Annotated in this window: 15 protein-coding genes; 4 read left to right on the forward strand and 11 right to left on the reverse strand. The window is 65.9% G+C overall.

From position 1 onward, the window contains the following. Positions 1–138: 138 nt before the first annotated feature. Positions 139–2,001, forward strand: coding sequence for an ABC transporter ATP-binding protein (locus ACOZ9V_RS13940; protein WP_434590966.1), 1,863 nt, complete (start codon positions 139–141; stop codon positions 1,999–2,001). A 354-nt stretch (positions 2,002–2,355) separates the two neighbouring features. On the opposite strand, the gene glmM is transcribed toward ACOZ9V_RS13940, so the two are convergent. The 3 genes from glmM to rplM form a co-directional block, all read right to left on the reverse strand. Beyond that, positions 2,356–3,708: a phosphoglucosamine mutase gene (glmM, locus tag ACOZ9V_RS13945; protein ID WP_172170808.1), complete on the reverse strand. Its 1,353-nt coding sequence runs from the start codon at positions 3,706–3,708 to the stop codon at positions 2,356–2,358. Positions 3,709–4,108: 400 nt separating this feature from the next. Then, positions 4,109–4,618, reverse strand: coding sequence for a 30S ribosomal protein S9 (rpsI, locus tag ACOZ9V_RS13950; protein ID WP_025779545.1), 510 nt, complete (start codon positions 4,616–4,618; stop codon positions 4,109–4,111). A gap of 32 nt (positions 4,619–4,650) precedes the next feature. After that, positions 4,651–5,094, reverse strand: coding sequence for a 50S ribosomal protein L13 (gene rplM / locus ACOZ9V_RS13955; RefSeq protein ID WP_434590970.1), 444 nt, complete (start codon positions 5,092–5,094; stop codon positions 4,651–4,653). A gap of 398 nt (positions 5,095–5,492) precedes the next feature. Between rplM and ACOZ9V_RS13960 the strand changes: the two genes are divergently transcribed. Both ACOZ9V_RS13960 and ACOZ9V_RS13965 read left to right on the forward strand, forming a co-directional pair. Then, positions 5,493–7,811 carry a hypothetical protein gene (locus ACOZ9V_RS13960; protein ID WP_434590972.1) on the forward strand — a complete coding sequence of 773 codons (2,319 nt, stop codon included), beginning with the start codon at positions 5,493–5,495 and terminating at the stop codon, positions 7,809–7,811. Then, positions 7,808–10,156, forward strand: a complete 2,349-nt coding sequence (locus ACOZ9V_RS13965; protein WP_434590975.1) for a hypothetical protein — start codon at positions 7,808–7,810, stop codon at positions 10,154–10,156. The genes ACOZ9V_RS13960 and ACOZ9V_RS13965 overlap by 4 nt, the downstream gene beginning before the upstream one ends. A gap of 399 nt (positions 10,157–10,555) precedes the next feature. Here the strand turns inward: ACOZ9V_RS13965 and ACOZ9V_RS13970 are convergent, their stop codons facing one another. The 3 genes from ACOZ9V_RS13970 to ACOZ9V_RS13980 all read right to left on the reverse strand — a co-directional run bounded on the left by ACOZ9V_RS13970 (position 10,556) and on the right by ACOZ9V_RS13980 (position 14,891). Next, complete coding sequence (locus ACOZ9V_RS13970; protein WP_434590978.1) at positions 10,556–13,195, reverse strand: 5'-nucleotidase C-terminal domain-containing protein; 2,640 nt, start codon at positions 13,193–13,195, stop codon at positions 10,556–10,558. A gap of 218 nt (positions 13,196–13,413) precedes the next feature. Beyond that, positions 13,414–14,268: a tRNA pseudouridine(38-40) synthase TruA gene (truA, locus tag ACOZ9V_RS13975; protein ID WP_139468419.1), complete on the reverse strand. Its 855-nt coding sequence runs from the start codon at positions 14,266–14,268 to the stop codon at positions 13,414–13,416. Further along, a complete protein-coding gene (locus ACOZ9V_RS13980) occupies positions 14,265–14,891 on the reverse strand; it encodes a LemA family protein (RefSeq protein ID WP_181272556.1) in 627 nt (208 codons plus the stop codon). Before ACOZ9V_RS13980 ends, truA begins: the two co-directional genes overlap by 4 nt. Positions 14,892–15,141: 250 nt before the next feature. Between ACOZ9V_RS13980 and ACOZ9V_RS13985 the strand changes: the two genes are divergently transcribed. Continuing rightward, a complete protein-coding gene (locus ACOZ9V_RS13985) occupies positions 15,142–16,323 on the forward strand; it encodes a glycosyltransferase family 4 protein (protein ID WP_172170798.1) in 1,182 nt (393 codons plus the stop codon). Between the two features lie 129 nt (positions 16,324–16,452). On the opposite strand, the gene ACOZ9V_RS13990 is transcribed toward ACOZ9V_RS13985, so the two are convergent. The 5 genes from ACOZ9V_RS13990 to ACOZ9V_RS14010 form a co-directional block, all read right to left on the reverse strand. Continuing rightward, positions 16,453–17,019 (reverse strand): cysteine hydrolase family protein, encoded by a 567-nt coding sequence (locus ACOZ9V_RS13990; RefSeq protein WP_181272562.1) that lies wholly within the window; start codon positions 17,017–17,019, stop codon positions 16,453–16,455. A 273-nt stretch (positions 17,020–17,292) separates the two neighbouring features. Further along, positions 17,293–18,243: a hypothetical protein gene (locus ACOZ9V_RS13995; RefSeq protein ID WP_181272555.1), complete on the reverse strand. Its 951-nt coding sequence runs from the start codon at positions 18,241–18,243 to the stop codon at positions 17,293–17,295. Between the two features lie 108 nt (positions 18,244–18,351). Then, the gene (locus ACOZ9V_RS14000; protein WP_219922577.1) at positions 18,352–19,050 is read right to left on the reverse strand and encodes an energy-coupling factor transporter transmembrane component T family protein; all 699 of its coding nucleotides are present in this window, start codon (positions 19,048–19,050) and stop codon (positions 18,352–18,354) included. Beyond that, positions 19,047–19,775, reverse strand: coding sequence for an energy-coupling factor ABC transporter ATP-binding protein (locus ACOZ9V_RS14005; RefSeq protein WP_434590984.1), 729 nt, complete (start codon positions 19,773–19,775; stop codon positions 19,047–19,049). The genes ACOZ9V_RS14000 and ACOZ9V_RS14005 overlap by 4 nt, the downstream gene beginning before the upstream one ends. Continuing rightward, positions 19,772–20,428, reverse strand: coding sequence for a biotin transporter BioY (locus tag ACOZ9V_RS14010; RefSeq protein ID WP_181272553.1), 657 nt, complete (start codon positions 20,426–20,428; stop codon positions 19,772–19,774). The genes ACOZ9V_RS14005 and ACOZ9V_RS14010 overlap by 4 nt, the downstream gene beginning before the upstream one ends. Between the last annotated feature and the right edge of the window lie 117 nt (positions 20,429–20,545).

A 20,545-nucleotide genomic window follows, 5' to 3' on the forward strand; every position in this document is an offset into this window, starting at 1 on the left:
GGTTGCACAGTGTGCACTGAACTACTCACCGCCGGCAGGCCACCCGCCCGCGGCGGCGGCCGGATGCGAGCGATCCTCGCGCCGTCACGGGCTCCCCCGTGCATGCTCGGTCGTTTCGACAGCAGAAAGGGACCCAGTATGAGCGTGCCATCCGCACATCACCTCATGTACTCCTCGGTAAAGAGCAAGAAGACCCCCGAGACGCGCATCCAACCGGGCATCTACAAGCGGATCGCCGGGTATGCGACCCGGCACAAGCGCAAACTCATCATCTTCCTGCTGCTGTCCGTGCTCACCGCGGGCATCGGCGTCCTCAACCCGGTCCTCGCCGGCGACGTCGTCAACGCGATCACCGGCGGCGGGCCCGTGTCCACGGTCGTATGGCTGGCCGTGGCCATCGGCGGGTTGGCCATCGCCGATGCGGCCATCTCGATCACGAACCGGTACCTGTCCTCACGGATCGGCGAGGGACTCATCTTCGATCTGCGCACGGCCGTCTATGATCACGTCCAGTCGATGCCGATCGCATTCTTCAATCGCACCCGCACCGGCGCCCTGGTCTCCCGGCTCAATACGGACGTCATCGGTGCGCAGCGGGCGTTTTCGAACACCCTGTCCGGCATCGTGTCGAACTGCGTCTCCCTGGCCCTGACCGTCGGCGTCATGGTCACGATCTCCTGGCAGGTGACCGTGCTGTCGATCCTGCTGCTGCCGCTGTTCATCATCCCCACCCGAATGCTCAGCGGAAAGCTCGCATCCCTGCAGTTCGAAGCGGCCAACAATTCCGCAGACATGTCGACCCGCATGACCGAGCGCTTCTCCGCCGCCGGTGCCACCCTGGTCAAACTCTTCGGCAATCCCCACCAGGAGAACGAGGAGTTCGCCGACCGCGCCGGCCAGGTCCGCGATATCGGGGTCAAGGTCGCGATGCTGCAGTCGACGTTCGTGTCCTCGCTGACTCTGGTCTCCGCCCTGGCGCTGGCTCTCGTCTACGGCGTCGGCGGTGCACAGGCCGTCGTCGGCAACCTCAACGCCGGTCAGGTCGTGACCCTGGCACTGCTGCTGACCAGGCTCTACACGCCGCTGACGATGCTCGCCAACGCGCGCCTGGACATCCAGAGCGCAGTGGTGTCGTTCCAGCGGGTGTTCGAGATCCTCGATCTCGTGCCCTACTTCAAGGAGCCGTCGCAGCCGAAGGCCCTGCCCGCCGGCGGGTTGGATGTGCAGTTCGATCACGTCGACTTCGCCTACCCCAGCGCCTCGCAGGTCAGCTTGGCCAGCCTCGAAGACGTCTCCGTGCTCGACACCCGCAGCGGCGATCAGGTTCTCCATGACCTGAGCTTCACGATTCCCGCCGGGCACACCGTCGCCCTCGTCGGATCCTCGGGTGCGGGAAAGTCGACGATCGCGTCGCTGCTGCCGCGGCTCTACGACGTCACGGGCGGCTCGATCACCATCGGCGGAGTCGATGTTCGCGATCTGTCGTTCGCCGATCTGCGCGAGGCCGTCGGCGTCGTCACCCAGGACGGACATGTCTTCCACGAGTCGATCCGCGCCAACCTGGCGCTGGTCAATCCCGATGCCACCGAGGAGCAGATGCTCGATGCCATCGAACGGGCACAGCTGAAAGGCGTCATCGATGCGCTTCCCGACGGACTGGACACCGTCGTCGGTGAACGCGGGTACCGTCTCTCCGGAGGCGAGCGTCAGCGCCTGACCATCGCCCGGATGCTGCTGGCGTCTCCGGAGATCGTCGTGCTCGATGAGGCCACCTCGGCGTTGGATTCGACGAATGAGGCCGCGATCCAGCGTGCCCTGGCCCAGGCGATGCACGGGCGGACGGCTTTGGTCATCGCCCACCGTCTGTCGACGATCCGGCAGGCCGACACGATCCTCGTCGTCGAGGCCGGTCGCATCATCGAGAAGGGCACTCACGAGGAGCTGGTCGGTCGCGGCGGCCGCTACGCCGAGCTCTACGCCACCCAGTTCGCCTCGAGCTGAGGGCGCGACGCTGAAACCACTCTCGGTGCGAGTCCCGCACTGACGCCGCAGGGTCAGAGACTTCCTCGAGTCAAGTGTGCGCAGATTGCCGGTTTCGAGCCGAAATTGTGCAATCTGCGCACAGTTGACTGGCCAACGCCGCGGCAGAAGGTCTTTCCGCCCCGCGGTCGCCACGGCAGGGCCCCTCTGAAACTGGCGATCGGCGCGGCACTGCGCACTCGGCAAACCCTACGTCTCTCAACGTCGATCAAGGGCCCGCCCGAATATGCTGCGGAAGACCGCGACATATCTGAGCGAACCCTTGATCGAGCGAATGGCGCCCCGCAAGGCACGCCGGAGCCGGTGACTCGGCGATTACAGCGCGAGGTGCTCCTTGACCGACGCGGCCAGGCGCTCGGCCTGGGCGGAGGCGGCATCCTCGGTGGCGGCTTCGACCATGACCCGGATGAGCGGCTCCGTGCCCGAGGCGCGCAGCAGCACGCGACCGGTGTCGGCGAGTTCGGCCTCGACAGCGGCCACCTCGGCGGCGACCTGCGGGTGATCGACGTTGTTCTTGTCCACGCCCTTGACGTTGACGAGCGCCTGCGGCAGCTGCGGGATCTCCGCGGCGAGGTCGGCCAGGGTGCGCTTGGCATCGGCCATCCGCTTCATCAGATGCAGGGCGGTCTGCACTCCGTCGCCGGTGGTGCCGTGATCGAGCATGAGCACGTGTCCGGACTGCTCCCCGCCGAGCGCATACCCGTCGGCGAGCATCCGCTCGAGCACATACCGGTCGCCGACAGCGGTCTGCACGGTATCGATGCCGTATTTGTCCATCGCCTGCTTCAGACCCAGGTTCGACATGACGGTCGTGACGAGGGTGTTGCCGCGCAGTTCACCGAGCTCCTTGAGCCCGATCGCCAGGATGCCCATGACCTGGTCGCCATTGACGACCCGCCCCAAGGAGTCCACGGCCAGGCAGCGGTCGGCGTCACCGTCGAAAGCCACGCCCAGATCGGACTGGGTCTCGACGACGAGGCGCTGCAGCGGTCCGAGGTGGGTCGATCCCACACCGTCGTTGATGTTGAAGCCGTCGGGTTCGGCGGCGGAGACGATGACTTCGGCGCCGGCCTGGCGCAGGGCGGCGGGTCCGACGATGGACGCCGCACCGTGAGCGCAGTCGACGACGACTTTGAGTCCCGACAGCGGGCGCACATTGTCGGCGTCGACACAGCGCACCAGGTGTTCGGTGTACTCGTCTGCAGCGGCCGGGTAGCGCGAGATGCGGCCGACGTCCGCGCCGGTCGGACGGTCCCAGTCCTCATCGAAGATCGCGAGGATCTCGTCTTCGACCGCGTCGTCGAGCTTCGTGCCTCCCGCGGCGAAGAACTTGATGCCGTTGTCGGGCATGGGGTTGTGGGAGGCGGAGATGACGACGCCGAAAGCGGCGCCGGTGTCCTTGACGACCTGGGCGATGCCCGGCGTCGGCAGCGTGCCCGCGTCGAGGACGTCGACTCCCGTCGAGGCGATTCCGGCGCTCAGTGCGGCGGAGAGGAATTCGCCGGAAACGCGCGTATCACGTCCGACCACGGCGAAGGGGCGCTTCTCACCCGTCCAGCCGCGGCTGAGCACGCGTGAACCTGCGACCGAGAGCTGGAGCGCGAGTTTGGCCGAGATATCGCGATTGGCCAGTCCGCGCACTCCATCGGTGCCGAAGAGTCGAGACATAGTGGAGATCCTTTCGTCAATGTCGGAGTCGATCTTAGTCGATCCGCTGTGTGTCGCTCGTGATGTCGGCGTCCTCGCCGAGGCGGCTCACCCGCAGCCGTGGCTCCTGTGGTTGCGGCGTCGCGAGTGTCCGTTCAAGGCGGAGCGCGCTTATCGTGCGGTGCACAATGCGATATTCGCGCTCAGGCTTGAGCGACGGACTATGCGCCGAGGCGGCACACCCGACCGCAGCCGCGGTCGCGCGCAATGCCGGCTAAGTCAGTGACCGTGTGAGATGAGTCCGGATATGAGAAATGCGGCCCCGAACCTGGTTCGGGACCGCATTCTCATGTTCATGATGCTGAACTGTCGATGACTGCGACTCAGTGGCAGACCAGCCGCAGTCGGTTCGCCAGCGAGATCAGCGCTTCGAGAACTGAGGTGCCTTACGGGCCTTCTTGAGACCGGCCTTCTTGCGCTCAGGAACGCGAGCATCGCGGCTGAGGTATCCGGCCTTCTTCAGCTCGGCACGGTTGGACTCCGCGTCGATCTGGTTGAGCGAACGAGCCACGCCCAGGCGGACGGCGCCGGCCTGGCCGGAGGGTCCACCACCGGAGATCCGGACGATGACGTCGAAACGTCCGCCCAGGTCCAGCAGGGTGAAGGGCTCGTTGACGAGCTGCTGGTGCAGCTTGTTCGGGAAGTACTCCTCGAGAGTACGTCCGTTGATGGTCCACTCACCGGTGCCGGGGACGAGGCGCACACGAGCAATTGCCTGCTTGCGGCGGCCGACTCCGTTGCCGGGGGCGGTCAGGGACTGTCCACGTCCACCGGCGGTGCTTTCGCCCAGGCCAGCGGATGCGGGAGTCTCGGAAGTGTATTCGGTGATCTCTTCTTCGACAGTTTCTGTCGCGTTGGTGGTATCAGCCACGGTTCTCCTCGGTATGTCTAGAGCTCAGGCGCTTACTGCGCGACCTGGCTGATTTCGTACGGCTGCGGATTCTGAGCGGCGTGCGGGTGCTCGGCACCTGCATAGACCTTCAGCTTCTGCATCTGGGCACGTCCGAGACGAGTCTTCGGGACCATACCGGCGACAGCCTTTTCGACTGCACGCTCGGGGTGGGTGGCGAGGAGCTCGGCGTAGTTCACGCTCTTGAGGCCACCGGGGTACCCGGAGTGGCGGTAAGCGCGCTTCTTCTCGAGCTTCGCACCTGTCAGCGCGACCTTGTCGGCGTTGATGATGATGACGAAGTCACCGGTGTCGGTGTTCGGAGTGAACGTGGTCTTGTGCTTGCCGCGCAGGAGGCGTGCAACCTGCGAAGCAAGGCGACCGAGCACCTGGTCAGTGGCGTCGATGACGTGCCACTGGTGCTCAACGTCACCGGGCTTAGCTGTATACGTACGCAAAAGTAGCCTTCTTTTCGTATCTGTGTTCAGTGCAGCGCCGGATCCTCATCGGGTCGTGAGTCCAATGGGTCTCAAGCGCTGGTTGTCTTCAATCGGGTGAACCTATCGACGCATTCCCCTCACCTACGGGCCTGCAACGCATGAGGCTATGTAAGGGAGTGCGACAAGCACACACAACGACAATCAAATATACATGCCCTCAGCCCCGGGGAGCAAACGCCCAGAGCGGTCTCAGGGCCAGCTGAAACCCGAGCCGATAGTATTGATCTGTGCCGACTCATTCCAGCCTGCCCTTCCGACTTCCCGCATTGAGAATCCTGATGCTGGGTCTCTTGGTCGGGCTCCTGACGGCGGGCCTCGGACTCGGCCCCGCCTCCGCATCGGCATCAACGGACAGCATGGCACCGACCGACGGTTCGGCCAACGCGAATGCGTCCTCCACGCAGTCCACTGACACCGGCAGGCCCCCGGCTGGGCAGACGGTCGTCTTCGGCATTCCGGGTCTGACCATCGATGATATCGACCCCGAGCGCACTCCGAACCTCTTTCATCTGCTCTCCGAGGGCGCGGCAGCGAACCTCAACGTGCGCACGATCGGCTCGGCCACCTGCCCCGCCTCCGGCTGGCTGTCCTTCGGCGCGGGCGCCCGCGCGCAGGCCGGCCCCTCCCCCATCGCCGAGGATGCCGACCCCGATGACTCGGCCCGCTGCCCGACCATGATCGCCCCCACCACGGACGGTTCCGCGGATGCCGAGAACGGGGCCACCTCGGCGAAGGGGGCGACGAACAGTGATGAAGCTCATGGCGACGATTCCGCGGCCGGAACGACGACGGCTCGGATCGAAGGTTTCGATGCGGTCAAGGAACCCAATATCGGCTCCGGCTACTCCGTCGACTACGGCATGCTCGCGCGCGCCGTCACAGAAGCCGGCAGCGCCGTGCCCGCCGGCACCGACGCAACCGATGCGGACTCCCTGCTCGAACCCTGCGTCGCAGCCGAAGGCCCCGGCGCAGCATATGCCGCCGCGGACGAAGACGGGGTGGTGACGAATTTCACGGACGATGCGTTGGCCACGGACTGCCGCCTCGGCGTCGTCGACCTCGGCGCGATCGGCATCCGCTCCTGGCTGTTCGACCCGATCCCGAACTACTCCTATACCGTTCCGCCGAACTACGACCGGGAGACCCGAGTCGCCGAAGCCGACCGCCGCCTCGGCGTGCGCCTGCAGGAGGTGCGGGAGAACGCGAAGGACGGGGCCGCGGATCCGACGATCATCGTCGCCGGCCTCGGTGACAGTTCCGGTCTGCCGCAGCTGCGCGCGTTCATCGCGTCCGGGCCCGGCTTCGAACCCGGGTCCCTGTCCTCGGCGACGACCCGCACCCCGGGGCTGCTGCAGATCACCGATCTGGCGCCGGGCATCCTCGATGTCCTCGAAGTCGATTCCCCGCGCGCCGTCGGCTTCGACTCCACCCCGACCGATGATGATCCGCAGCAGCGCATCGACGATCTCGTCGCCGAGGCGCAGAAGTCGACGACGATCCATCAGAATCTCTCGACGTTCTCCATCACCCTCGACGTCATCTTCTACATCCTCTTCATCGCGTGCGCGGTCCTGCTCAACCGCTCCATCCTCGGCCGCCGAGGCGGTGCCACCCGAGCGTCCCACGTCCACCGCTTCCTCGGGTGGGTGTCCCTGGGCGTCGCGTCCCTGCCGATGGGCGCGTTCCTCGCCGGGCTCCTCCCCTGGTCGAGGATGGCCGATCCCGGGCTCGGCCTGTTCCTCTCGGTCATCGGCACGGCCGCCGTTCTGTTCGTCCTTGCCCTCATCCCGCCATGGGGTCGGACCTGGCGAGGACGGGTCGGCGCCCTGGCCGGGGCGAACCTGCTCATCCTCGCCGCCGACCTGGCCACCGGGTCCCATCTGCAGGCGAACTCGCTGCTCGGGTACAACCCGATCGTCGGCGGCCGCTACTACGGACTCGGCAATCAGGGTGCGGCGATCTTCATCGTCAGCCTCTTCATCTTCTTAGGGCTTGTGGTGTCCTGGCTGCGGACGCGGGGCCACCGAAAAGCCGTGATCATCGTGCCGGTCGTCGTCGGACTGGCCGCCGTGTTCGTCTCCGGCAACCCCTCCTGGGGTGCGAAGTTCGGCGGCACGATCGCCATCCTCGCCGGACTCATGGTCCTGCTGGCACTGCTGTCGAAGATCCGACTGACTCTGCTGCGCCTCGCCCTCATCGGTCTGTCTTCGCTGGCCGTGCTCATCGGCATCGCCTTCCTCGACTGGCTGCGCCCGGCCGGGGCGCGCTCACATTTCGGCACGTTCTTCGACCAGATCGTCACCGGTGAGGCCCTGCAGGTCGTCGGCCGCAAGCTCGGCGCGAACCTCCACATCATCCAGGTCAATCCGGCTCTGGCCATCGTCACCCCGCTTGCGGCCATCGCGATCCTCATCTTCCTCCGCTACCTCCTCCACTTCCCCCGCGTCCACGCCGGCAGCCGGACCGGGCGCCTGGTCAACAAATGGCGCGGACGGCTCCCCCAGCTCTTCACCGATTCAGACCTGCACTATGGATTCCTGGCCGCCGCCACCGGGCTCGGCGTCGGGCTCGTGCTCACCGATTCCGGGGTCGCCGTGCCCTCGACCGGAGCCATGGTTCTGCTGCCCTTCCTGCTGGCGCTCAGTGCTGAGCACGCCGAGGAGGCTCACCGATGAGAGCCCCCGTGACCTCCCCCGCCGCTCGGGTTCTGCTCGGGATCCTGGCCATCGCCCTGTTCGTCCTCGGCCTGCCCCAAGCCGGGCAGGCGGTTCCGGGCGCGGGCTCGAACGCGGATGCTGCCACGGGCGCGAATGCGGCCGCGGGTGCGTCGGCTCGAGCCGACGCCCAGGCGGCGGGCGGGAACGGGGGCACGGCTCCGGCCTCGGAAGACGGCGACGGCGGGACCACCTCGGCGCATTCCGGGGTCGTGTCGATCAGCGTCTCCGGGTTCAGCTTCGAGGACCTCGATCCGCGCACCACACCGCACCTGTGGGTGATGATGAAGGGCGGGCAGATCGGGACGATCACACCGCGCAGCGTGCGCTCGACGAGCTGCCCGGTCGACGGCTGGCTGGGACTCGGATCAGGGCGGCGAGCCGCCGACGAACCCCGTGAACAGTGCCGCGAACCGGCATCTCCGCTCGACGGCTGGGTCGCCGATTGGGACGTGTACGCGCAGGTGGCCCGCGGCGACAACTACGATGCCTCCCTCGGGGCCCTGGCCGAGGCAGTGCCCGATATCCGCGCCTTCGGCAACGGTGCCGCCATCGCCGCGGCCACCCCAACCGGCCGCGTCGAGAACTGGTCGCCCGTCGGAGCCGACCTTGGAGCGGACGTCGCGAAATCGACCGCAGACGGCGAGCTTACGCTCGTCGATCTCGGCAATACCGCCGCCGACGGCTACTCGCTGAAGAGCCTCGACGCTCAGGTCGGGGACATCCTCGAATCGACGGGATGGATGAGCGCGGATCAGCCGAACCGCCTCGGCGAAGGACGCGTTCCCGTGGTGTTCTCATCGATCGCCGACGGCACGCATGAAGGTTCGTCGATGCAGGCGACGATGATGGTCGCCCCGGGCGAGCAGGCGGGACTGCTCACCTCCTCGTCGACGCGGCAGCCGGGACTGGTGCAGGTGCCCGACCTGGCACCGACGCTCGTGGCACTGTCCGGTGCCGAGGAGATGGACAATGCGGCCGGGGCGCCGATGACCTCGGGGGCGCATGGGTCCGATTGGCATTCGCGCTATCAGGCAGTCCTCGATCGTCAGGTGGCGGTGAAGACGCAGAACGATCTGTCGACGTGGTTCTTCCCCGTGGTCGCCGTGCTCATGATCGGACTGTTGGCCTTGGCGTGGTTCATGCGGAAGAACCACCGGGAGCTCGTCCATTCCGGGGCGTACCGCCTCGGTGTCGTATTCGCGGCGATGCCGATCTCGACGTATCTGGTCAATACCGTGCCGTGGGAGCGGGCGACGAATCCGGACATCGCGATGCTCGGAGCCCTGGCCGGGTGGGCGCTGCTGCTCGGGGTGCTGGCGCTCCTCGGCCCCTGGCGGCGGCACAAGTTCGGGCCGGTGCTCTTCGTGTCCACCGTGACCGTCGCCGTGCTCGCCTACGACGTCGTCACCGGATCCCAGCTGCAGATGTCGACGCTCTTGGGTGAGCCCCTGCTCATCGCCTCCCGGTTCTACGGGATCGGGAACTCGGCACTGGCGCTGTACTGCTGTGCGCTGCTGTTGGCGGTCGCAGGGTTCGCGTCTCTGGTGACGAAGCCGCTGCATCGGGTCCTCATCGTCACCGTTCCCGTGCTCGCCTCCTGCGTCATCCTCGCAGCACCAGGTCTGGGCACGAAGTTCGGGTCCGTACCGACCCTCATCATCGGAGTCGCCTACCTCGTTCTGGCCGCGGCGAGCATCCGGTTCTCGCTCAAACGGCTGGGACTGACGGTGGGCATCGCCGGGTTCGTCATGCTCACCGTGCTGTTCCTCGACTGGCTGCGCCCGGCCGATCAGCGCACGCACTTCGGACGGTTCTTCGACTCGATCATCAGCGGTCAGGCGGTCAGCGTTCTGGCTCGAAAGATCGGGATGAACATCGACATCCTCACCCAGTCGTGGATGACTCTGGTGCTGCCGCTGGTCATCATCGGCGTGTTCTGGATGGCGCTCGATCCAACGCGCTTCCGACTGCACGGACTCCAGGACACCTACCGCCGGATCCCACTGCTGAGGGCGGCGATGATCAGCCTCGCGATCCTGCTGGGAGTCGGCACTCTCATCAACGACTCGGGCATCGTCGTGCCGGCCGTCGGCATCCTCTTCCTCGTCCCGGTGCTCACTCACCTCGAGACCTTCCGCGCCGGTCGCCCGCCGGTCCCAGCGGCGACGCTCTCCGGCGACGGTGCCGACGATGCTGACGCGGCCCCTGCCGACTCCGGTGCCGAGGCCGACGCCGACGCCGACGGCGACGGCTCCGGTGCCGAGGCCGACGCCGACGGCTCCGATTCATCGTCACGCCCCTGACACTGCGGGCATCACGCACCGGTAGTCTCAACATCCACCGCTCGCCGCAGAACACCTCCGTGGCGACAAAAGGCACCTTTGCACCGGTGCGCAATGCGCCTACCTGTAGGAGACGGCACTGACGGCGCATGGTGCCGCACAGAGAACGACCTTCGCCGAGGCATCCCTCACCGTCAGTGGCATCCCCGCCGCTTCCTCGCAAAACACCCCCGCAGCAGCAATTCGCACTCGTGCACCGGTGCACTGTGCAACTGCGTGGTGGATATGGAGCAAGCGGTGAGGGTTGTTCGTACGGACAGTGTCTGGAAACGACGGCGGGGCCGGAGAGAAGAACTCTCCGGCCCCGCCCGTCTCGGCGATGATCTCGCCTGAGTGTCAGGTGCTTCTGAACAGCCTGTCTCAGTCCTGGAGGCTGAGCTTGCGGCGACGGACGATCGTGACCGCTGTACCGCCGGCAACGATGAGTGCCAGTGCCGCAGCGACGATGTTGACGGTCTCGAAGCCGGTGCGCGGCAAGTCGCCTCCATCCTTCGAACCGTTTGCATCGGCCCCGGAGCCATCGGCCGAACCACCGTCGGCAGACGCATTCGCGCCGTCAGCCCCACTGCCGGCGTTCGACGAACCGTCCGACCCACCGGCCGCGCTGTCTCCGCCATCGGCATTGCCGCCGGCCGCGCTGTCTCCTCCGTCAGCGGCGCCGCCATCGGCGGAACCACCATCGGCATTGCCGCCGTCGGCCGAACCGTCATCGCCGGCTGAGGCATTCGCATCGTCACCGACTGCCGCGGTGGCTTCGAACTCATGCGCCAGCGGCAACGGGTTGTCATCCCACCATGGACCATCGGAATTCGCCTGCACGCTGGCCTTGACGGTCACCTCACCGGAGGCGTCCTTCGGCGCGGTCACCGTCACAAGAGTCTCGGACTCCCCCGCCGGGATCGAATCGAGGGTGATCGTCTTGGCCGCCTCGGCGCTGACCTCAGGGGCCCTGCCCTTGGTGGCGCTGCTGGAAGCAGACCGGGACTCGGACTGCGCGGCCGCCTCGGCGGTATAGCCCTCCGGCAGGTCGACGGTGACGTCGATGGGACCCGCAACCTCGGACTTCGCGTTCGTCTTGAGCGCGAACTCAGCGCTCTCACCGGGCTTGATGGCCTTCGGCCCGGTCAGCTCGGCGCTCAGATCACCCTTGTCGATGACGTCCTTGGCTGCGTCTGCCTGACGCTCGTTCTTATCCGGGGTGACGTCTTTGCCTTCGGCCTGGTGCTTGTTGAAGTAGTTCTCCCAGGTCTCGAAGTCGGTGAGTCCCGACTGTTCGAAATCGCCCTTGGCGAAGGAGGAGAAGTTGTCGCCACCGGTGGCGAGGAAGCTCAGCGTCGCAACCCGGTAGTCCTTGTTCGGGTCGATGTCCTTGCCATCGACCTTGACCGACTTCACGTGCTCGCCCTTGTCGGCATCAGTGTCATAGACGACGTCGAGGTCCTCGGAGATGCCCAGGTGGAGGAACGACCGGGAGGCACCGTCGGGCTGCCACTGCTCTTCGAAGAGGCCGATGACGTCCGAACCCTTCATCGTCACGACACCATGGTCGTTGGCGAAGGGAAGCACGCTGTTGAGTTCGGCAACGGTGACTTCGCATTTCTCCTCGGAGTTGTAGATGTCATCGCAGAGCAGATCGGTGCGCAGACCGCCGGGGTTCGTGATGCCGAAGTCGGCTTCTTCCAGCTGGGTCTCTTCGACGCCTTCCTTGAGCGCATCGGCGACGAGGTTGCCGAGCGTGGACTCGGCACCGCGGTCCTCCTCGCCGTCCTTCTTCGCTCGGGTGATGTCCTCGCTGATCGTGCCGGTGACCTCCGAGCCGAGCTCCTTGGCCTTCTCCTCTGCGTCGCTGACGATGCCTGCGACCTTGTCGACGACCTCGGAGTCATAGCTCTTGCCCTCGGTCTCGATGAGATCGATGCCGCTGGCCTGCCAGTCGCTGTTGCCGTCGACTCTCATGGTCACCTGCCCGACGTATTCGCCGTAGCTGCCGGCCTCGATGACGGGACGGGTGCGATCGGGTTCTCCGGGCACCGGTGCTTCGAAGGCATACGGCATATGGGTGTGGCCGGTGAACATGGCGTCGACCGAGGCGTCGGCCTCGGTGACGAGCTTCTTGAACTCCGCGTTCGACGCCTTCGCGTCTTCCAGGCTCTCGGTCGACGACGCGCCGAGGTGGGCCTCGACGACCGTCATATCCGGTCGTTCGTCCTCGGGCAGGTTCTCGAGATCGTCGGCGACGCGGTTGACTGCGTCCGTGGGGTCACCGAAGTCGAGGTCGGCGATGCCGTCCGGTGAGACGAGTGAGGCGGTGTCCTTGGTGACAACGCCGATGACGGCGATCTTGACTCCCGACACGTCGACGATGGAGTACTCGTCGAGGCCGTCGACGACGTTCTGAGTTCCCTTGTCGTAGACGTTGGCCGCCGAGTACGGGAAGTCGGCTTCGTCGCTCACTCTTCCCGTGAGGTCATCGATGCCTTTGTCGAATTCGTGGTTGCCGACAGCAGAGGCCTCGACGCCCATGGCGTTGAGGACATCGAGCGTGGGGGTGTCGTTCTGCGATGAGGAGGTGTAGGTCGAGGCACCGATGTTGTCACCGGTCGAGAGCAGAGCAGTGCCCATATTGTCGCCGCCGGTACCGAACTTCGCTCGTTCCTCCTCGACGACCGAGGCGACCTGAGTGCCTGCCTCGGAGATGCGTCCGTGGAAGTCGGTGATATTGAGCAGCTGAACTTTGGTGCCCTCGGGCGCCGACTGCGCATCGCTGCCGGAATCCTGCTCGTCGCCGGCGTTGTCCGACGGCGCGGACTTGCCGTCGGTCGAATCGTTCGACGACTCGTCGGGGTCCGCGGGAGCCGCTTCACTCGGTGCCGTGGCGCTGTCGTCGGTGGAGTTTCCGTTGCCCAGAGAGGGTGCCCCGATGGCAGGCGCGAGGCCAGGCAGCGTCAGCATCGACACCGCGGCGCCCGTGGCCAGCACTTTGGTCACAAGTTTCGACATGTATTCGGTTCCTTCGATCGTTCAGTGAGGCGCACATCAACCGTGCTGGTGGGGATGAAGACGGATTCCATCCTGCAGTGCCAATGCGAACTGAAAGTTACTTAAGTGTGAATCTACACAGGATTCTCACAACTGGAAAGAGGAATTCTCACATGATCGCGACTCGCGCGATAAAAGGCGGCTTGATGCTTCTGCCGACGACCCGACGAACCGTCGGCCTATTCCTGGTCGCGGCGGGCCATCGTCTGGGCGTTGCGAGCCGCGTAGTCCTCGGGTGCCGGATAGCCGACCTCGGTGAGGACGAGTCCTTCGGCAGGCGTGACGAACATGGGCACATCCGGAGTCAGCCCGGCGTCCGCCTCGGCGATGAGTTCGGCCGGGCGGGTCACCGCCCAATTGCCGGATCCGACCTTGATCAATCCGCCGACGAGTGCACGGACCATGTGATGGCAGAAGGCGTCGGCGCGCAGATCAATGGTGATCACAGCATCCTGATCGCGCGAGACTCGCAGTTCGTGGAGGGTGCGGATCGTCGTCGCGCCCTCCCGGGGTTTGCAGAACGGCAGGAAGTCGTGTAGCCCTTGGACCTCGCTCGCGGCCTCGGCCATGGCTTCGGCATCGAGTTCGCCCTTGTGCCGCGGCGTCACCTGCGTCAGCAGCGGGTCGATGAATGACCGATGATCGGCCAACCGGTACTGATACGACCGCCACAGCGCAGAGAACCGGGCGTCGAAGTCCTCTGGCACCTCGGCCACCGCGTGGACGACTATGTCGTGGAACTCACCGGCGATGAGGACTCCGCGCAGACGTGACAGGAGGGCCGCCTCGGCGGATCGATTCGACTGGCCGATGAGCTTGCCGATCGCCTCATCGCCTAGATCGATATGCACGACCTGACGGCGAGCGTGGACGCCGGAGTCGGTGCGGCCGGCGACGACGGTGGCCACCTCGGTGCCGGTGATCCTCTCCAGTCCGGACTCGATGGCGGCCTGGACCGTGCGCAGCCCCGGCTGCTTGGCCCAGCCATGGAAATCCGTGCCTCGATAGCCCAGGTCGAGGCGGAAGCGGGTCATCGGGTCATCCTCGCCGAGGCGGGGCCCGCCGTTCCGGGTCCGCCATCGTCATCGATCGCTTCGGTGAATGGGGCGCGGGGCTTGAAGACCCCTCCGAAGAGGCGGGAGACCAGTCGCGCCCGCTGCCGGTGATAGCGCTCGACGTTCGTGTTGTAGAAACGCGCGCCGGCGAGGATCCGTTCGGTGAGCACCTGCAGCTGACCGTGCAGAAGCTGGATCGTCGTGTCGATCTCCTCATTGACCGCAGCCCGCTGGGGACGGGCAGAGTCCGAGGTCAGGGATCTCTCCGTCAGCGCCGCGGGGATGAGTGCGGCGTCATCGACGGCGTCGGTCAGGGCGTTTTCGGCTGCAGCGCCGCGGTGGTCGAAGGGGGCGCGTTCGGCAGAGGCGAGCGCGAGTTCCAGCCGGGACAGGTCCTGTCCGGCGATCTGCTGGAGGGTGCCGATATAGGCCGGCACGAGAGCGTGGCGGGCGCGGATCTCGCCGATGAGCTGGCGCTTGGCTTCATCGCACAGCGACCGGGCCATGGACAGCTGGTTGAAGCGCAGGACGGTGAGGATGACGAAGAGGACGAGGAGAGCGGCGAGTACGCAACCGCCGACGATGAACCAGACCACGGCCATTCCCCTCGTTCCATGTGCTGCACGAGTATTTCCGACACCTCAGTTTACGCGGGGTTCAGACTCGTCGCGAACAGGTCATCATCCGGACACCGAGGCTACTGAGAAGAGTCACAGAGAAGGACCGCGCCCGGACACCGGCCCCGGCATTCTGCAGTCACCGCAGAGAGTGCGGACCGATTTCGGCCAGATGTCGCCGACCTGTCGCCTTCGGGTCATGCGTTCGTCACTCGGCGGGCCTTAGCTGGAAGTCGTGAGAGTAGCGATCATTGCAGAATCCTTCCTCCCCAATATGAATGGGGTCACCCACTCACTCCTGCGGGTCCTCGACCATCTGGCCGACCGCGGCGACGAAGTCCTCGTCATCGCTCCGGGCACACGCAGGGACGGTCCGAAGGAGGTCGCCGGTGCCCGCATCGTCCGCGTTCCCTCGATCGCCTTGCCGAAGTATCGGCGCATCCGTGTCGCTCCCGGCGGCGTCACCCGCATCCGCCGGCTGCTGCAGCGGTTCGCCCCGGACGTCGTCCATCTGGCCAGCCCGTTCGTCCTCGGTTGGCGCGGGGTCCTCGCCGCCCAGGCACTCAATCTGCCGACCGTGGCGATCTACCAGACCGAGGTTCCCGCCTATGCCGCACGGTACGGAATGCACGGCATCGAGGCCATGCTGTGGAACCACGTCCGCAATATCCACCAGCATTCCTCTCTGACGCTGGCCCCATCGTCGTACACGATCGATCAGCTGCAAGGGCTCGGGGTCGCCGAGGTGGCACTGTGGGCCCGTGGGGTCGATTCCTCCCGTTTCGACCCGGGTCACCGGTCCGAGGCCTGGCGTCGAAGCGTTGCCCCGAATGGTGAGAAGATCATCGGCTTCGTCGGCAGGTTGGCCGCGGAGAAGCAGGTCGAAGACCTTGCTGCGCTCACCAATCTGCCCGGGGCGAAGGTCGTCATCGTCGGTGACGGTCCCTGGCGGACGCGTCTGCAGCGGCTGCTGCCGGAGGCTCATTTCACCGGGTTCCTCGGCGGGGATGCCCTGGCCCAGGCGGTGGCGAGCTTCGACCTCATGGTCGCCCCGGGTGAGCTCGAGACGTTCTGCCAGACGATTCAGGAGGCCATGGCCTCCGAGGTGCCGGTCATCGCTCCCGCCCGAGGCGGCCCACTCGACCTCGTCGACTCCTCGCGCACCGGGTGGCTCTACACCCCGAAGGATCTCGCTGCCATGCGAGCGCATGCGGCGGACCTCCTCGGCGACGAGGCGAAACGGCGGGCCTTCGGGGTCGCCGGTCGTGAGCAGGTGCAGGCCAGGAGTTGGAAGAGCGTGTGCTCACAGCTCGTCGGCCACTATTCGCGGGCGATCGAGAATCCAGCCCCGCAGGTGCTCGGCCGCGGATTCAGCTCGATGGTCAACTCCGGACTGGAGAATCCACTGCCCTACTGAGGTGACCGCGCAGGTCAGCTTCCGGCCCTTTCGCCGACCGCTCAAGTTACCGCCGCTGTATCAAGCTATACGGTGAGCGCTGGGCGCCGAGGTGAGCGGTCGGCGCGCGCGAGCCTTCAGATGCCGAGCTCAGCCGAGGCCGGCCGTCCAGTCGGCGACGGTGACCACTGTCGCCTGCTTGGGGAACACCTTCTCGGTGAGCACCGCGTGGACCTCGGGGTCGCGGTCGGCGCAGGCGTCGGAGAGCACAGTGAGCTCGAAGTCGAGATCGGCGGCCTGGCGCACCGTCGAGAGCACGACACCGCTCGTGGCGACTCCGGCGAGCACGAGAGACGATGCCCCGTAGCCGCGCAGCAGCACCTCGAGATCGCTGCCGGTGAAGGCGCTGATGCGACGCTTGGTCACGATCGGCTCGCCCTGATGCCGGTCAAGGGTGTCGTGGATGCTCGTCGAGGCATGGGTCTCGTCAAGGTCGCCGTGGGCGGCGATCTGCGCGAACGATGCCGTTGCCGACAGTTCCGGATGCCCCTCGCGCAGCGCCACTCGCACCCAGACGACGGGGATGTCGTGGCTGCGGGCCGCGGCGACGGCGTCACGTGCGCGTTCGAGCACACCGGTCGAGGCGAAGGCGTCGTCACCTGCGATGCCGTTCTGAAAATCCATGGCCAAGAGAACGGTGCTGTCGGTTCCGGTCATCATGTCTCCTTCGGTTCGTGCGGGGCTGATTCCCTCTTCCGCCGAGGTTACTCCTGACTCCAGTTGGTCCGCTGAGTCGAGGCTCAATGCCGACTGAGACCGGAGCGACGGCTAGCAGTGGAGTGCCGTTGTCCGCCGAAGGCGGCATCGATATGATGAAGAGGAAGCAACGTCAGGCCCCGGGCTACCGGATAATCCCGGCCCTTGGGAAGACGGCCCCCTGGCGAATGCGGAAGCACCCAGGGGGTGCTTCATATTCACGGACCTATCGTTTCAACCGCCTGCCTTCCGTCGAGCCGCTTCGCCCAAGGCGCGGATCTGGCGCAGAAGATCATGGCCCACCGACTGGCCGGGAGCAAACAACGCGCCGTTGTCGACCGCATAACGCGCTGGTATCATGGATGATGAAGCAACGTCATGCCCCGGGCTACCGGATAATCCCGGCCTTTGGGAAGACGGCCCCCTGGCGAATGCGGAAGCACCCAGGGGGTGCTTCATATTCAAGAGCTTTCCGTCGACAGCATTGATGACCGTCAACTTGCCTTCCTGCAGAACCGGCTCGATGAATCTGACATCATCGCGCGCGATGTCACGTTGCATCGCCCATGAGATCGCGTCTGCTGACCACAACAACGGTTCGAACGCCATTCCGCCGTGAGTGAAGGCGACACCAGGGTGAATCGCGCCCGTCCTCCGCAAACTATCGACCACTCGCTCATCTGCACGGTTGAGTCTCTGATCCCTATTGTTGTCAGCGACGATCCCCCGAACAGCCCCCTCTCCGGTACCGCTCGTGAGGTTACGGACGAGCCGGCCGAGACACAGCGCCCTGGCCCTCGCAATGTCGCCCTGAGAACTGCCCGCCAACGGCATCTTCACAGCAATGACATTCCACACCGATTCCTCGGTGATCGTCTCGACCATCTCGACGATGTCACCGCGGTCGAAGTCGCTTCCGCGGAACTTCTTGTTCGTATGCCAGTAGGTTCCGTCGGCCACTTCCACCAATCGCTCGCGAATGGAATCCAAGCGCGCATGAGAGAAGATGACCGCGGCCATCTGATATAACGAGACCTCCGCCGGACCCAACCGCGTTCGAGAGAAGGTGCCCTCCGCCGCGCCTGTCGGCTGCCTCATCGACTCGTCGATGAACGCGATCGGGTTCGGGGCAGCGGCGAGGTAGAACCTCTCCAGTGCAGGTGACCGCAGGTTTGGGCTCGACATATCTCCGCTCTCATCCGGCAACGCTGCTCTCTTCGAGCAGCATTGCTCTCATCCGATGATGTGCCGAACACTCTATGGGGCGGTCCTGACACGACCGATGGGGGCGGTTCAGTCGACGATGCCGCGAGCGTCGAGGGCCCGACCGGTGTCCTGCGCGTATTTCACCGACCGCAGGATCGCCGGCACCACTCGGGCCCTGATGCTCGAGTCCAGTCCCCTGGCCCGGGCTGCGCGTTCGGCTTCGCCGAGCAGACCGGAGATATGGGAGATCGCCCTGACCATGAGGCTCGCTGTCAGTGCGATCGCCTCGGTGTTCGCGCCGAAGAACCGCAAGGGCGCGACCAGCACCGTGAACGTGTCGAGCAGCTGCGCCACCGACGTCGTCAGGGTGAGGATCAGGGCCGCCTGCACACAGGCGAACACGGTCCCGCCGACAGCCAGCCCCGACTCCATGGACCCGAAGAAGTACTGCAGCCCCATGACGATCGCCACGAGCACCGCCACATAGATCCATGTGCGCAGGAAGTGCTTCACCCGCAGCCGGGCGGTGAAGCCGAGGACCACGAGGACAGCGAACATCGACCAGTTGATCGCCGTATCACGGAAGATGAGCGCAACGATGCCGATCACGGCGATCACCGCCAGCTTCACTCCCGTCGGCACTGCATGCAGCCATCCCCGAGGATGCGCCACCTTCCCGAAGAGCTGCGGTCGGGCCTTGATGCCGGCGTGCTTCCGCCACGTCGTTCCGGTGTCACCGGCACCAACGCCGGTATGACCGGCCCCGACAGGACGTTTCCCACTCATGGCGTATCGCTCATGATGAGATTCCGGTAGGCGGCGACCGCCTCGGCGGGGGCGGCATCGGCCACGATCCGACCGTCGTCGACGACGATCGCGCGCTGGGCGGTCTGCGCGAACTCGAGGTCATGGGTGGTGAGGATGATGCGCACCCCGCGCCTGTCCACGAGCTCCTGGAGATGCACGCGCAGCCGCTCTTTATTGCGCAGGTCGAGCAGGGTCGTCGGCTCGTCGAGGACGAGGATCTGCGGATCCACCGCAAGCACCGCGGCCAGTGCCACGAGCTGACGCTGACCGCCGGAGAGTTCGTAGACGCTGCGTTCAGCCAGGTCGGCGATGCCGAGCTCGTCGAGCACCGCCAGTGCCGCTGCCCGCCGTTCGCGTTTGGGCACGGACTTGCGCAGGGACAGTTCGATGTCCTCGATCGGGGTCGGCATGACCAGCTGCGCGGCCGGATCGGTGAAGACGAAGCCGACTATTGAGCGCACCTTCGCCGCCTGCCGGCGCGGGTCGAAACCGTCGACGAGGACCTCTCCGGCGTTCGCGGTGACCAGCCCGTTGAACAGCTGCAGCAGGGTCGACTTCCCCGAGCCGTTGGCACCGATGACGGCGACGACATCCTCGGTGAGGGTGAGATTGACGTCTTGGAGGATCGGGCGCACGACATCGCCGTCGGGTCCGTCGTCGAGGACTCCGACGCCGACGTCGCTCAACCGGATCTCACGAGTCACTTCGCGCCCTGTGCCTGCCCGGCCGACACCGATTCGACGCTGATGCCGCGACGGCGCAGCACGTCGGGGAATGCACGGTGGATGAGCACCGCCACCGAGGCGGCCAGGATGTTCTTCACAATGTCACCGGGCCAGTAGGCGAGGTCCGCGACCGCAGCCACGCCGAGCGGCAGATCGCCGTTGATCGACATGCCGAGAATGCCCAGCGGGTGGTTGAGCAGGAGGCTGCCGCCGAAGCCGCCGAGGAACAGCACCACGCCGAGCTTCATTCCGCTGAAGCGGCGCACGGCCCAGCGGGCGATGAGTCCGGCGAGGAGAGCGTAGAGCGCGAAGGAGAGGATGTAGCCGGCGCTCGGGCCTGCGAGGACGCCGATTCCGCCGCGCATTCCCGAGAAGATCGGGAGTCCGACGAGACCGAGGACGACGTAGAGCAGGGTGGCTGCGAATCCGCGCCAGGGTCCGAGCACCATCCCGCACAGTGCGATCGCGAAGGTCTGCAGAGTGATCGGCACACCGAGGGGACCCACCGGGACAGGAGGCATCATCGCAAAGGCCGCGATCATCGCCGCGAAGACCGCGACGAGGGCGATATCGCTGCCGGCCGAGCGAGGACGGGTGATTCCCGCCGAGGTGGTGCTGTGGGTCGGTGTCATGAGTACTCCATTGGTCGTGATCCTCCCCGACGGGATCGGGGACGCCCGAGGCGGCCTCGAGCACCCTCCCACTGTAACTGAACGGTGTTCAGGAGCGGTATTCGGGGTTGCGGTCGA

Origin of the sequence: Brevibacterium sp. 1718, assembly GCF_051131255.1 — a bacterium.
In the GTDB taxonomy this organism is placed as follows: Bacteria; Actinomycetota; Actinomycetes; order Actinomycetales; family Brevibacteriaceae; genus Brevibacterium; species Brevibacterium sediminis.